The organism is Cupriavidus sp. HPC(L), from assembly GCF_000307735.3.
In the GTDB taxonomy this organism is placed as follows: Bacteria; Pseudomonadota; Gammaproteobacteria; order Burkholderiales; family Burkholderiaceae; genus Cupriavidus.
Map to the genome: position 1 here is coordinate 38843 of NZ_AMPR02000334.1, position 12793 is coordinate 51635.

Below are 12793 nucleotides of genomic sequence, written 5' to 3' on the forward strand. Positions count from 1 at the left end.
AGACGGTCATGATACTGCGTGCTTCGGCTGACACTCTCCCAAGAACTGGCACAATTGCGCCTTTCCCATGAAGCATCAAAGGATTCCCATGAAGTCTTCCCGCCGCTACAACCACCGCCAACGCAAGAAGCTCCATATTGGCGAGTATCAGGAACTGGCATTCGAAGTAATGGCCGACGTCGCCGCGCCGGCTCGCCAAGGCGACCCCGAGGCCCTGCTTGACCGGTTCCTGAAAGAGGCGATCGAGGCCAACGGGCTGCTGATGGCCGGCGCCATCGATGATGGTCAGCTGTCCGCCTATATCCTGCTGAACGCCGCGCGCGGTTCGGTCAGCGCCGAGCAGCGCGAAGCGGTCGAGAAGTGGTTGCAGGCATCTGGCGACTTCGAGAACGTTCGCGTTGGGCCGCTGCGGGATGCGTGGTATGGCGTGGACCAGGAGTGATTGGGGCAAGGGCAAAGGAAGCATGGCTCGGCATATGCCGAGCCATGTCTCATATTGTGCGGATTGCCGAGCCCGCGTCCGCACCGATGGCGGTAGAGGCGCTGCAACATGACCGCGATAGCACCAAGGGAAAAAGCCCCGGCGGGGTAACGATGGCAGGTTCCATCGACGATCAACTGGTCCCGATCCAAATCCCAGCTCTTGTCTGCTGCTCCTAAATCTGGAGCAACAAAAAGGACTGACGTGTGGCGAGCCTTAAAGAGATCCATTCTCTCCGAGTGATGCCACCCGTTGTTGTGCCCAAGATCTTATTGTCGGCATGGCGTATTAGGCCGGACGGAACGGCGCAATCGCCCAATTCAGTCAGCCAGATGCTGGGAACCCTGACGTCTGCATTCAAGCCGGAGGCGCCACTCGGCAGCTAGAAGGGAGCGAACGGCTGCCGCAATCGGAGCGACGGAAGAATTGTTTTCTTAGCTCAATACTAGGGAGAATGTGCGGGGCTCGACTGCTTTCGAGTCTTCGAGAAGCGAAACAGTATGGTTTCCGCAAAAGCGCTCTTAGATGTGATAGCGTATTTCATCAACTATACATGGAGACTACGCTGTGGCTGATGTCGTTGTCGCCAACCCAAGCTGGACGCTGGAAGTGGCGAAGATCGCAGTACCCGTTGTGCTGGGAGCTATCGTCTGGGCCGCGCAACTGCTTGCACAGCGCGCATGGACAGCATATGAGCAGCGGCGCGATGTTTACTTGGAAGTTGTCAAGCTGATCGATAGTCTATTTCTTGCCACTAGTACGCCCGCGTATCGCGCAGAGTATCTTCGGGCGCTCCGCAAAACGTGGCTCGTTGGATCCGACGAAGTCGTCTTAGCCGGGAACCGGCTTTCAGAAGCAATCAGGATGGGACGTTCTGCAGAGTACGAAGCGCTCTATCGAGCGTTCATAACGGCAATGCGGCAGGATCTAAACAAGCGAAAATGGCTACCCCCTGGGCGAACGTTCCTGACAGAAATGAATTTCCCGCTCGAGGGACCTGGGCGGTGAGATGGCCGACTCGAATCAGTACAATGTTCCATATACTCCCACCGTTCAGGAACTTTTCCTCTGTTCGCTTAGCCTCGATTGTAGTTACCGTGACTAATTTTGGACTGAATTGGAGCTTACTCTTGGAAGCAGAGGTGGCGCAGGAGGTATTGGTGTGAGACCATTTTCGCTGCGAGTCTTCGTACCCTCGGGTGATCCCACCGGAGTTTTAATTGCCACCCGTGATGATGGTATCGGTAAGGCGACGATCTTTTCTCGGGCACTTCTAGGCGAGGTCAAAGGTCGGAAAGAGTGGAATTTGCCCGGGGTTTACTTGCTCGTTGGCCCGTCCAGGCTTTACATCGGTGAAGGCGACCCGGTAGGCAAGCGTCTTGAGGACCATGCCGCGAAGAAGACCTTTTGGGAGCGAGCGTTGTTCTTTACTGCGGAGACGAGGCTGAACAAAGCACACATACAGCATCTCGAGTCCAAGCTTGTCAAGCTTGCGCAGGAAGCTGGCGTTGTGACTCTTGATAACGGAAACAACCCTCAGACTCCCGCATTGGGAGAAGAGGAGTACGCGTTCGTAGAAAACGTGCTGGCCGATCTTTTGTTGATGCTACCTTTGTTGGGATATCCGCAGTTTGAAGCTTCGCAAACTGCAGTTGCAAGTGTCGATGAGGAATCGGAGGCTCCCAATGCGTCCGCTACAGGGAAACGACGAGCTGTTTATTCGGCCTTGCCCCGGGGCTTGGTGTTTCACAGCACATCGAAGGATGCCCGCGCAACGATCGAGACGGTGGACGGAGGTGTGCTTCTGAAAGCTGGAAGCACCGTGGCAAGAGAGCCTGCTCCGAGCTTCGATGTATGGATGCCGAAGTACGCACAACTGCGCCGACAACTCATCGAATCTGGTGTGATCGCCGCAGAAGGCGGACAGCTAGTCGTGAAGCAGGACCAGTTCTTCTCTTCGGCATCTGGTGCCGCCACGGTCGTACGCGGGGTTAGCAGTAATGCAGATGGTTGGATTTCCGAAGATGGTAAAAGCCTTGGTGACCTTCTGCGACAGTGGAAGCAGAAGACCCCTTAGTGGCGCGAGGCGCGATGACTACATCGCGGATGTCGGACCTCTTCGTGGGGCGTGGGTGCTGGGCTGGAGGTTAGAAGCCGGAAGTTTTCAATCGACCCGTGGAGACGTTCGGCCGCTACGAGACGAAAGCGAACGTTGCTCTCGGATTGGAGGCAGTCCTCGTCTCTGAGGCTGGGATGGTCTGTGGACTAGTCGCAGTAGTTGCTCCGCCTCGGCACAACCGGCGTAGAGCGCGGAGGCGATACCAACCACCGCGCGACCCAACAATGGCTCAGGACCACCCATGTTCGACCACATAAAATTCGGCGTAACGCACTATCCCGCCAGCAAAGCCTTCTACCTAAAAGCCCTAGAACCCCTCGGCGTAACGATAGCCTCGGAAGGCCCCCCGTCCTACGGCGTCGAACTTTGCCCCCCAGGCAAGCCCTCCCTCTGCCTCTTCCAAACCAACGAAAAGCCCGCCCACCTCCACCTAGCCTTCAAAGCCGAAACCCGCCAGCAGGTCGACGCCTTCTATCGCGCAGCGCTCCAGGCCGGCGCCAAAGACAACGGCCCACCCGGCCTACGCCCGCAATACCACCCCAACTACTACGCCGCCTTCGTCATCGGCCCAGACGGCCACAACATCGAAGTCGTCTGCCACGACCCTTAAGCCGAAACCCTAGTCAAACCTACCGCTGCACCAAATCCCTGACCCCCTGCCGGCAAAGGCTGACGAAATGTTGCGCCGCCGATGACTGGCCCCGCCCGGGATGGAAGGCCAGGATCGCGCGAAATCGCACCGTCCCGGCGAACGGAACGCTCCTGAGCCCAAGGGCCAGATAGGTTCGTGCGACTAACGGATTGGTAATCGCAAGCCCCGCGCCCGCCAGCACCAACGCGCATTGCGTATGGCTATACGGCGTCGTCGCGACGAAGCGGGGCGCGATTTGGTGTTCGGCGAACGCGGCTTCCAGTTGCCGTTGGGCCGGGTCCGCGGCGTCGAGGCCAATCAGTGGGGCGTCGGCCAGGTCGGTGACGCTGACTCTGGCGCGGGCCGCGAACGGATGGGTTGCCGGCACGATGCAGACGGCTGGTACGGCGTAGAACTCGGAAGCCGTGAGGCCGCTGGTATCGACCTCATCGCCCATGAAGGCCAGGTCGAGTTCGCGTTGGAGCAGGCGTTCGCGCAGCGCGCGAGAGCTGTCGACCTCGAGCCGGCAATGGCTGCGCGGGTAGTTGTGCGAGAAGCTGGCGACGGCCATTGGCATCACGCTGGTGGCCATCGCGTGCAGGGCACCGACGCGCAGCACCGTGTCTTCGTGCTGGCGGAGGAGGTCGATCTTGCGTTGGACGGCGTCGAGGCCGATATAGACGCGCTCGACTTCGTCCATCAGCGCGGCGGCTTCGGCGGTCGGGACCATGCGGCCCTTGCTGCGGTCGAACAGGCGTAGCTGCGCGATCTTCTCGAGTTGCAGCACGGTCTGGGTGACCGCCGGCTGGCTGATATGCAACGCCTCGGCGGCGCGGCGTGCGGAGCCGAGGCGCATGACCATGCGGAATACCTCGATCTGCCGGGCGCTGATGGACGGTTCGCCGGTGTCTCTGGTGGCCTCATTCATGTGGACCCTATAAGTTCGTCTTATCAAAAAGCCACGACAGCTGTCATCGCTGGAGCATGGCGCGCCGTAGACTTTGGCCTATGCAATCGTTGTCTATCGCCATGTCCCTCGACCGTTCATCGACGCCGCTCCCTGCCTTGCCACCGACCCTGAATCCGGCGCTGCACGCGCTGCAATGCATCAGCTGCGAGGCGATCTATCCCGTTTCCGATCTGCCGGAAGGCTGCCCGGCCTGTCACAGCCAGGGCCGGCCAAGCAGTGTCGAGGCGGTCTATGACGCGCGAGCGTTCGATTTTGCACCAAAAAGCGCAGGTTATCGCTGGGGGCATTGCCTGCCATATCTGAATGGCGTGACGCTGGGCGAGGGCGACACGCCCTGCCTGCCGGTGCCCGCGCTGGCCGAGGTGGCGGGCGTCGCGTCGGTGTGGATCAAGAACGAAGGCGCCAATCCGACCGGCTCGCATAAGGACCGCATGTCGTCCCAGGCCGTGAGCCGCGCGTTGGCGATTGGCGCCCGCGAAGTGGTGCTGGCCTCGAGCGGTAATGCCGCGGTATCGGCCGCGGCTTACTGTGCGGCGGCAGGCCTGGCCTGCGAGGTCGCGACTTACCGGGATTTGCCGGCGATATTCGATGCGGCGCTGCGCTATTACGGGGCGCGACGCATCGTCTGCGAGACCGGCCATGCGCGATGGGAGCATGTGCGCCGCCGCGTGCAGGACGATGGGGCGTTCGCCTTGACCAACTACAGCATTCCGGCGGTGGGCAGCCCGGTGTTCGGGGTCGAGGGCTATCGCGCCGCGGCGCTGGAATGGGCGCACCAGGGCTGCGAGCCGGACCACGTGATCGTGCCGACCGCGCGTGGCGATCTGCTGTGGGGCATCTATAGCGCGCTGCGCGATCTGGTGGCGGCGCGGCGGCTCTCTCGCGTGCCGAAGCTGTGGGCGGTCGAGCCGTTTCCGCGACTGTCGCGGGTGCTGGCCGGCGAGCCGCAGCAGGGCGATTTTGCCGGCGCGACGCAGCAGTTCTCCACTGCGGGCTCGACGGTGACCGCGCAGCAGGTTCAGGCGGTGACGCGTTCGGGTGGTGGCGCGGTGGTCGTTGGCGACGAGGCGGCCCGTGCCGGCACGGCCGCGTTGGCGGCGGCGGGATTCTGGGTCGAGCTCTGCGCGGGGGCAGGACTTGCCGCGGCGCAAATGCTGCGCGCCGACGGGCGCATCGACGCATCGCAATCGGTTCTTCTGATGTTGACGGCACGGGGCGATCGTGACCCCGCGCAAGGCTGATCCCTACACTGGCTGGAGTCTTCCCATGACGTTGCGCTATCTGATCGCCTCCCTCGCAATCTGCCTGACTGCCCATGCGCCGGCGGCAATGTCGGCCTATCCCGAAAAACCCATTCGCATCGTGGTGCCCTGGGCCGCGGGCGGCAGTACCGATGCGCTGGCGCGCGCCGTGGCGCAGCGGATGAGCGAGTCGATGGGCCAGCCGGTGGTCGTCGAGAACCGGGCAGGGGCCTCGGGCCGCATCGGTGCCGAGGCGGTCGCCAAGGCGGCGCCGGATGGCTACACGCTGGGCGTCATCGAACTGGCGCATACGGTGGCGCCGGCCGTGTTCCGCCAGATGCCATACGACCTGCTGCGGGATTTCACGCCGGTTTCGCTGCTCGGGGAATCGCCGCTGGTGCTGTTCGCCGATAGCACCCGCTATCGGGCCGGCGAGGCGCAGCGCTTTCTTACCGATGCGCGCAAGCAGGGCAAGCCGCTGCAGCTGGCCACGAGCGGCAACGGCACAATCAGCCATCTGGCGGCCAAGATGTTCGAGGCGCAGGCCGGTGTGCCGATCGATGCGGTTCCCTATCGCGGCTCCGCGCCTGCGCTGACCGACGTGTCGGCCCAGCTGGTCGCCGGCCATTTCGCCACGCTGGCAAGCGGCAGCAGCCTGCTTGGCGCGGGCAAGATCACGGCGTTGATGGTGACAGGACCGGCGCGCATTCCGGCGCTGCCCAATGTGCCGACGGCCGCGGAGGCCAAGCTGCCGTCGCTGCAGATCAGCCAGTGGTGGGCCATCGTGGCACCGGCACGCACGCCGTCGACCGTGGTCAGCAAGCTGGGCGACGAGGTACGTGCGGCGCTGGCCAATCCGCAGACCAAGGCCCGCCTGGATAGCCAGGGCATCGATCTAAAGGCGTCGTCGCCCGCGCAACTTGGCGACCGGCTGCGTGGCGAGGTCGATCGCTGGGCGGCGCTGGTCAAGCAGGCGGGAATTCAGCCGGAATAAGTCAGCCGGAATAAGTCAGCCGCGTCGGCCGGTTTCGGCGATCGCGGCCAGCAGATCGTCCGCGTGGACCATGAGCTCTCGTACTTGCCGCAGGGTCCGGTATTGGTTCAGCACGGCGCTCCACTGCGGCGATTCGATCAGTTGATGCCAGACCGGCTCGAGGTCGCGCGAATCCGCATGCTGCTGGTCGATCAGCTTGCTGGCGAATGCGAGGGTGGCCGGTGCGGACAACAGCTGCATCCGGCTGGCGGCACTCAGCATGCGTGGAGTGGTTTCGGCAGGCGCATCGCTGCAATACAGAATCCGATTCGAAAGATCCGCTTCGTCGGTCGGCAGGGCACGCAACGCGGCACCACGAAGGCGTACCGCTCCTTGCTCGGTCTGGAAGGTATAGACGACGTGCGGCTCGGCATGCGCCAGCAGGCGCAAGCCGCGCAGCAGCCGGGGCAGGTCCGTGGTGGCGGCGTCCGCCGAGGCTTTTGCTTCGACGAGCAGGCAAACGTCCCAGGCCGGCGTATCGTCGCCGGCGTCGTCGGCCGTTTCGCGCGCTGTCTCCGCGCGCCTCAGCAACACCGCATCCCATTCGGTCTTCGCCCGCTCGTGGCTGGCCGGCAGCGATGCCGGCACGCGCATCGACGTGACGACGCGATAGGTTGCCGACGAGCCCTCCCGTTCGTTGAGCCGCTGCGCCAACGCGCGCAGCGCCTGTGCGGCCAGCGCTTCGACGGCGGCCCCGCGCTGCCGCGAGGAGACGCCCTGCGCCGTCGCGGTAGCGGTTCCCGAGCGCGGACCCTGACGGTCCCACAGCGTTCGATATTGGCGGACGAGCTCGTCCGAGAGCAGCGCTTCAAGCCGCCGCAAACGCTGCAGGGCGGGGCTTTCCAGCAGTTGCATCAAGCCGTGATGATATGGCGTGTCGTTCGCGATCTCCGGCATCGCTAGCAGAGTGCGAACGGCGTCCTGCAGATCGGACCACGCTGACGCGGACGCAGCAGCATGGAGCTTCGCCATTGCCTCCCGCAGCCGACGCGCCGCGATCCGCTGCTGCTTGTTCGGGTGCGCCACCGCGTTGACGGCCGCCAGCACGGCCCTGCGGTCTTGATCCGCGAGCGCCGCCAGCGACGCGTACTCGCGCACATGGGCCACCCGGTGGCGAAGCACCATCGCTTGGAAAGCCGGATCGCCGGCATCCGGCCGGATCGCTTCGCGCACCATGCGCGCGAGCGATTCGACGAACAGATGCTTCAGCGCCGCGCCAGGGACTTCGCCGTTCGCCAGCGCGAGGCGAGCCTGTTCGATGGTGATCGACAGCGCTGTCGCCGGATTGGCCTCATGAATCCGCTCCGCTACGGCACCGATCGGCGGCAGGCGATACCGCCGTGCGACGGCGCGCAGCGTGTCATCAAGCAAGGCGGGCAGTGGCGGCAGGGACATGAGCGCAATGGTAACAACGACGCCGGCCCCGGGACGCGCCGCGCCGTCCCGGCGGCCGCCACACCGCTTGGCTCAGCGTGCGCGCGCGAGGTTGCCCAGGTGCCCCAGCACGTCGTCCAGCTCGGCGTTCAGCGTCGCGATCAGCTCTGCCGCGGGCAGCGAACGTGCCAACGGTGCGGCCTGGCCGGCCCATTGCGCGGCGAAGTCCGCGCTGCCCTTCGCCTTGGCCGCGGCGTGCAGCGCCTTGCCGGCGTCGTAGGTGATCGGGTAATCGGGGATCGGCGGCGCGTCGGCGGCGATGCCAAGTTCGGTGAATCGATTGACGAAGCCGCGCGCGGCGCGTCCGGAGATAGCGCGTGTCAGCGTGGTCGGGCGCGTCTGGTCCGCCAGCAGCGCTTCGCGATACGCGGCGTCGGCCACCGTCTCGGGGCAGGCGACGAACGCGGTGCCCAGCTGCGCGGCCACCGCGCCCAGGGCCAGCGCGGCCGCGATGCCGGCACCGTCCATGATGCCGCCGGCGGCGATCACCGGCAGGCTGGTCTTGCGCACCAGCAGGCGGACCAGCGCCATCGTGCCCAGGCCTTCGTCGAAGGCCTGCGTGTCGACCACACCGCGATGGCCGCCAGCCTCGATGCCTTGCGCGACCACGGCGTCGATGCCGGCCGCTTCGACCTGGCGTGCTTCGGCAATCGTCGTCGCCGACGCCAGCAGCACGATGCCGGCCTCGCGCAGCGCGTCGATCCATGCCTGATCCGGCAGGCCGAAGTGGAAGCTGACGACGGCGGGCTTCTCTTCGAGCAGCATCTCGTACATCGCGTCGTCGGCGACGAAGCTGCGATAGATCTCGCGCAGCGAGGCCGGCGGGGTCGCGCCGAATTCGGCAAAGCTTGGGGCCAGATAGTCGAGCCAACCGCGCTCGCGCTGCGCATCGGCCCGGGCCGGCGCATGGCAGAACAGATTGATGTTGAACGGGCGATCGGTCAGCGCGCGCGTGTCGCGGATGGCCTGGCGGGCGGCATCGGCGTTCATCGCGCCGACGCCGAGCGAGCCAAGGCCGCCGGCGTTGGAGACGGCCGCGGCCAGTGCCGGCGTGCTCACGCCTGCCATCGGGGCCTGGATGATCGGCGTCGACATGCCTAGCCGGGCCAGCAGGCCGTTTGCAGCGGAAGAGGGGGACATCGGATGCTCCTTCGGGATCGGGCCGCTCAGCCTTGGCGCAGCTCGTGCAGCAATGCCTCGTAGGCGGCGGTGGTGAAGCCGGCGCGCTTGACCAGGAAGGTATGCGCGGATCGCACCGGCACGGTGTGAAAGTCGTCGCGGTCCGGATGCAGGGCCAGCAGGGACTTCGGCAGGATGGCGAAGGCCGAGCCGGCGCTGACGCAGGCCAGGATCGCGTGGTAGGACGGCATCTCGCGCACCGTCAGGTTGCGGCGCAGCGCTTCGTCGGCTTGCGCGAGCCATTCCTCCGCGCAGCGGCGGTAGGTGCAGCCGCGCGAGAAGCCGGCCAGCGTGCGCAGCGTGACGTCCTGTGGCCGGCGTACGCGCGGATGGCTGGCGGGCAGTACCAACACCAGTTCTTCGGTGAACAGGAATGCGCCTTCGAGGCCCGGCGCCATGTCTTCCATCGACAACTGGCGCGGCGAACCGATGCCCGGGTGCGCGACGATCGCGCAGTCCAACTGGTGCGAGGCCACCGCATCGGCCAGCGCCTGGGCGGTGCCGGTGCGGATCTCGACGTCGACCAGCGGATAGCTTGTGTGATAGCGGGCCAGCGGCTTCGGCAGGCGGGCGGCCGCGGCGCTTTCCATGCTGCCCAGCCGCAGCTTGCCGTTCGGCACATCATGCCGCATCGCTTGCCGCGCTTCCTCGGCCAGCGCCAGCAGCCGCTCCGCATAGCCAAGCAACTTTTGCCCTTCGGCGGTCAGCGTCATCCGCTTGCTGTCGCGCTGGAACAGCGTGACGCCGAGGCTGTCCTCCAGCTGCTTGATGCGGGTGGTGACGTTGGACTGCACGCGATCGAGCGCGCGCGCGGCGCGCGTGACGCTTTGCTCCTGCGCCACGGCGCGGAAGATTTCCAGTTCGGCCAGTTCCATCGGATGCGGCGCGGCGTATCGAGCCGTTCTCAATTAAGGAATGAATACGGATTAAATATCCTGTATCGAGAACGATAAGTCAAGGCGGCCCACAAAGCAAAAAGGGAGAACGCAGTACGCGTTCTCCCTCCTGAAGCAATCGGCAGGGTGGCCCGGCGTGGCCGGCCCCCCTAGGCCCGATCAGAAATCCTCCGCATCCACATCGTAGTTCGCCGGCTCCCAGCGGATCGCCAGCAGCGCCAGCAGGCCGGCCAGCGGGGCCAGTGCGATGACCCAGAACACCTTGGTGCTCAGTGCCGCGGCCAGTACCGGGAACAGGAACAGCGACAGCGTGGAGCTGGCGCGCATCAGCGTCTGGTTGAAGCCGACGCCCACGCCGCGCAGCGAGGTGGGGTAGCTCAGCGACGCATAGGTCATCGTATGCGCGCCCGGACCGAAGCCCTGGCCCAGCAGGAACACGGCCAGCAGCGCGATCGCCGCCACCACTTCGGTTACGCCGTCGGGCTTGCCGACCAGCGCCAGGCCGACCAGCGCGGCCAGCTGGAACGCGTAGCCGACCACCGTCAGCTTCCACGCACCGACCCGCGGCACCAGCCGCACGCCGATCAGCCCGCCGACGAAGGCGAACAGCAGGTTCAGCGCCAGCGAGATCAGGATGGTGTTCAGCATCGTCTGCGCGAGGAAGCTGGCGATGATCACCGGCAGGCCGAACGCGACCGCGTTATAGGCGAACGACGAGGCGATCGACATGATCGTCGCCAGCACCGTGCGGCTGCGGTAGACGCCCTGCAGCAGCACCGCGTAGTTGCCCCAGGACGCCGCGCGCTTGGCCGGTTTGGCCACTGCATCGGGCGCGACCACCGCGTCGATGCCATAGGACCGCTTCAGGATCCGCGCCGCGCCTTCCAGGTCGCCCTGGTTGGCCGCCCACACCGGCGATTCGCTCATGTACTTGCTGCGCACCGCGATGATCACCAGCGCCGGCACCGCGCCGAAGCCAAGGATGATGCGCCAGAGCAGGCCGCTGTGCGACTCGGGCAGGACCGCGTAGCACAGCAGCACCAGCAGATAGGACACGCAGATCGCCGCATACCAGGTCGGGCACCACATCGCCACCCGCGCGGCCTTGTTGCCGCGGCCCTGCAGCTTGGAAAACTCGGCGAGGAAGGCCATCGCCACGGGAAGGTCGATGCCGACGCCCAGGCCCATCACGAAGCGGGCGCCGGCCAGCACGTATTCATTGGGGGCCAGCGCACAGGCAATCGCCGCCACCACGAAGAACAGCATGTCGGCCATGAAGACGCGATAGCGGCCGATGCGGTCGGTGAAATAGCCGCCGAGGAAGGCGCCGACGATCGCGCCGAAGGTGATCGCGGACGCGACCATGCCGGTGCCGGCCGGCGTCAGGTTGAACTCGCGGGTGACGTCCTTCAGGCCGAAGGCCAGCGCGCCGAGGTCGTAGGCGTCAAGAAACACGCCGCCCAGCGCGATCGCGACCACCATGCGGGCGTTGCTGGCCTGGGCGCCGCCCTGGTTGACCAGTTGCGAGACATCGGCGGCGGAGCGGATGACGGCTTTGTTCGGTGGAGCAGCGCTGGCGGTCGCCTGTTGCGCTTCGGCGGGGGAGAGGGTGAGGTCGACGGACATGGGAATCGTGATGGGAGCATGCGCCGCACCGGCAGGGCGGCGGCGCGGCGAATGCTACGCCAGCACGATCGGTGATCCAAATGACTTATTGTTATATCTTTAAGGACGCGGGAATTCTCGCCTCGGCGATTCGCGTCCCATGTCTCAAGCCCTGCCGCCGCTGCCTGCCTCGAAGGCCGAGCGCAGCGCCGCGACATCGAGCTTCTTCATCGGCAGCATCGTCTGCACCAGCCGATCGATGGCCGCCTGGTCGCCGGAACGCATCAGCGTTTCCATCTCGGCCGGCACGATCTGCCAGGAGACGCCGAACGGATCCTTGCACCAGCCGCACGCCTCGGCTTCCGGTACCGCGGATAGCTTGGACCAGTAGCGGTCGATGGTCGCCTGGTCTTCGCAGTGCACCATGAACGAGATGGCCTCGTTGAAGCTGAAACCATGCGGAAAGCCGCTGTCCATGGCTGCCATCCAGGTATTGCCGAGCCGGAAATCCGAGAACATCACCGTTCCCGCCGGATTGGGCTCCATGCCGGGACCGTAGCGGACCAGTTGCCCGGCCTGCGAGCCGGGGAAGATCTCGCGCCAGAACTCGCCTGCCGCCTCGGCCTTGCCGCAGGCTTCGCCGGAAAACATCAGCGCCGGCACGATCGGCGGACGGGATTCGCCGGAGGGATCGGTCAGCATCAGCTGCCAGGACAGGCCATAGCGGTCCTGCACCCAGCCGAATCGTTCGCTGAACGGATAGGCGTCGAGCGGCATCAGCGCCTGGCCGCCGTCGGTCAGCTTGTCCCACATGGCGTCGAGGCGCTCGCGGGCCTGCGGGTCGCGGCCCGGATCGAAGTAGACAAAGAAGGAAATCGACGGATTGAAGCGGAACATCGGCCCCGCGGAGATCGCCATGAATGGCTGGCCGCACAGCGTGAACCGCACGATATCGCAGTCTCCGGAGGGCGTATTGTGGATCTGCGTGACGAAATCGACGGCTGAATCCGGAAATACCGATACATAGAAGCGCGCCGATTCCACTGCCTCGCGGTCGTACCACAGGTGCGGAATAAGAGTGACAGGCGCGGTGACGGGCGTGGTCATGTCCCCAGGCTCCTTTTCAGGCGTTTCAAAATGCGAAACGGCGCCATGTCGGCCGCCGTTTTTCGCGACAAAACTCCAGAGTAGTCGCCCCTCGTGC

General features: G+C 65.1%; 12 protein-coding genes. 6 read left to right on the plus strand and 6 right to left on the minus strand.

Annotated features, from left to right (window positions below; all coding sequences use genetic code 11):
* Window positions 1-88 precede the first annotated feature (88 nt).
* From B551_RS16965 to B551_RS16970, 4 genes are all read left to right on the plus strand, one after another.
* Entirely contained in the window at window positions 89-442 is a 354-nt protein-coding gene (locus B551_RS16965; protein WP_006575350.1) for a YggL family protein, read from the plus strand.
* Window positions 443-1048: 606 nt separating this feature from the next.
* Window positions 1049-1489: a hypothetical protein gene (locus B551_RS26170; RefSeq protein WP_157072015.1), complete on the plus strand. Its 441-nt coding sequence runs from the start codon at window positions 1049-1051 to the stop codon at window positions 1487-1489.
* A 154-nt stretch (window positions 1490-1643) separates the two neighbouring features.
* Window positions 1644-2558, plus strand: a complete 915-nt coding sequence (locus B551_RS25715) for a GIY-YIG nuclease family protein (protein WP_006575349.1) — start codon at window positions 1644-1646, stop codon at window positions 2556-2558.
* A 283-nt stretch (window positions 2559-2841) separates the two neighbouring features.
* The gene (locus tag B551_RS16970; protein ID WP_023264619.1) at window positions 2842-3210 is read left to right on the plus strand and encodes a VOC family protein; all 369 of its coding nucleotides are present in this window, start codon (window positions 2842-2844) and stop codon (window positions 3208-3210) included.
* 19 nt (window positions 3211-3229) lie between these two features.
* Here B551_RS16970 and B551_RS16975 read toward each other — a convergent pair whose 3' ends face one another.
* On the minus strand, window positions 3230-4159 hold the full coding sequence (locus B551_RS16975; RefSeq protein ID WP_023264620.1) for a LysR family transcriptional regulator: 930 nt from the start codon (window positions 4157-4159) through the stop codon (window positions 3230-3232).
* A gap of 101 nt (window positions 4160-4260) precedes the next feature.
* Here B551_RS16975 and B551_RS16980 point away from each other — a divergent pair, with 101 nt between their 5' ends.
* Both B551_RS16980 and B551_RS16985 read left to right on the plus strand, forming a co-directional pair.
* Entirely contained in the window at window positions 4261-5442 is a 1182-nt protein-coding gene (locus B551_RS16980) for a pyridoxal-phosphate dependent enzyme (protein ID WP_043440541.1), read from the plus strand.
* Window positions 5443-5467: 25 nt separating this feature from the next.
* Window positions 5468-6436: a tripartite tricarboxylate transporter substrate binding protein gene (locus tag B551_RS16985; RefSeq protein ID WP_006575346.1), complete on the plus strand. Its 969-nt coding sequence runs from the start codon at window positions 5468-5470 to the stop codon at window positions 6434-6436.
* Between the two features lie 15 nt (window positions 6437-6451).
* Here the strand turns inward: B551_RS16985 and B551_RS16990 are convergent, their stop codons facing one another.
* The 5 genes from B551_RS16990 to B551_RS17010 all read right to left on the minus strand — a co-directional run bounded on the left by B551_RS16990 (window position 6452) and on the right by B551_RS17010 (window position 12696).
* Window positions 6452-7870, minus strand: coding sequence for a hypothetical protein (locus B551_RS16990; protein ID WP_006575345.1), 1419 nt, complete (start codon window positions 7868-7870; stop codon window positions 6452-6454).
* Window positions 7871-7942: 72 nt separating this feature from the next.
* Window positions 7943-9049 (minus strand): nitronate monooxygenase family protein, encoded by a 1107-nt coding sequence (locus B551_RS16995; protein ID WP_023264621.1) that lies wholly within the window; start codon window positions 9047-9049, stop codon window positions 7943-7945.
* Window positions 9050-9075: 26 nt separating this feature from the next.
* Window positions 9076-9963 carry a LysR substrate-binding domain-containing protein gene (locus tag B551_RS17000; protein WP_006575755.1) on the minus strand — a complete coding sequence of 296 codons (888 nt, stop codon included), beginning with the start codon at window positions 9961-9963 and terminating at the stop codon, window positions 9076-9078.
* 180 nt (window positions 9964-10143) lie between these two features.
* Window positions 10144-11610 carry an MFS transporter gene (locus B551_RS17005; RefSeq protein ID WP_006575754.1) on the minus strand — a complete coding sequence of 489 codons (1467 nt, stop codon included), beginning with the start codon at window positions 11608-11610 and terminating at the stop codon, window positions 10144-10146.
* A 144-nt stretch (window positions 11611-11754) separates the two neighbouring features.
* A complete protein-coding gene (locus tag B551_RS17010) occupies window positions 11755-12696 on the minus strand; it encodes a VOC family protein (protein WP_023264622.1) in 942 nt (313 codons plus the stop codon).
* Window positions 12697-12793: the final 97 nt, after the last annotated feature.

Bases quoted from the DNA above. Each gene is read 5' to 3' on its own strand.
- B551_RS16965 (WP_006575350.1), top strand. From the start codon at position 89: ATGAAGTCTTCCCGCCGCTACAACCACCGCCAACGCAAGAAGCTCCAT.
- B551_RS17000 (WP_006575755.1), bottom strand. From the start codon at position 9,963: ATGGAACTGGCCGAACTGGAAATCTTCCGCGCCGTGGCGCAGGAGCAA.
- B551_RS16990 (WP_006575345.1), bottom strand. From the start codon at position 7,870: ATGTCCCTGCCGCCACTGCCCGCCTTGCTTGATGACACGCTGCGCGCC.
- B551_RS16995 (WP_023264621.1), bottom strand. From the start codon at position 9,049: ATGTCCCCCTCTTCCGCTGCAAACGGCCTGCTGGCCCGGCTAGGCATG.
- B551_RS16980 (WP_043440541.1), top strand. From the start codon at position 4,261: ATGTCCCTCGACCGTTCATCGACGCCGCTCCCTGCCTTGCCACCGACC.
- B551_RS16985 (WP_006575346.1), top strand. From the start codon at position 5,468: ATGACGTTGCGCTATCTGATCGCCTCCCTCGCAATCTGCCTGACTGCC.
- B551_RS16975 (WP_023264620.1), bottom strand. From the start codon at position 4,159: ATGAATGAGGCCACCAGAGACACCGGCGAACCGTCCATCAGCGCCCGG.
- B551_RS17010 (WP_023264622.1), bottom strand. From the start codon at position 12,696: ATGACCACGCCCGTCACCGCGCCTGTCACTCTTATTCCGCACCTGTGG.
- B551_RS17005 (WP_006575754.1), bottom strand. From the start codon at position 11,610: ATGTCCGTCGACCTCACCCTCTCCCCCGCCGAAGCGCAACAGGCGACC.
- B551_RS16970 (WP_023264619.1), top strand. From the start codon at position 2,842: ATGTTCGACCACATAAAATTCGGCGTAACGCACTATCCCGCCAGCAAA.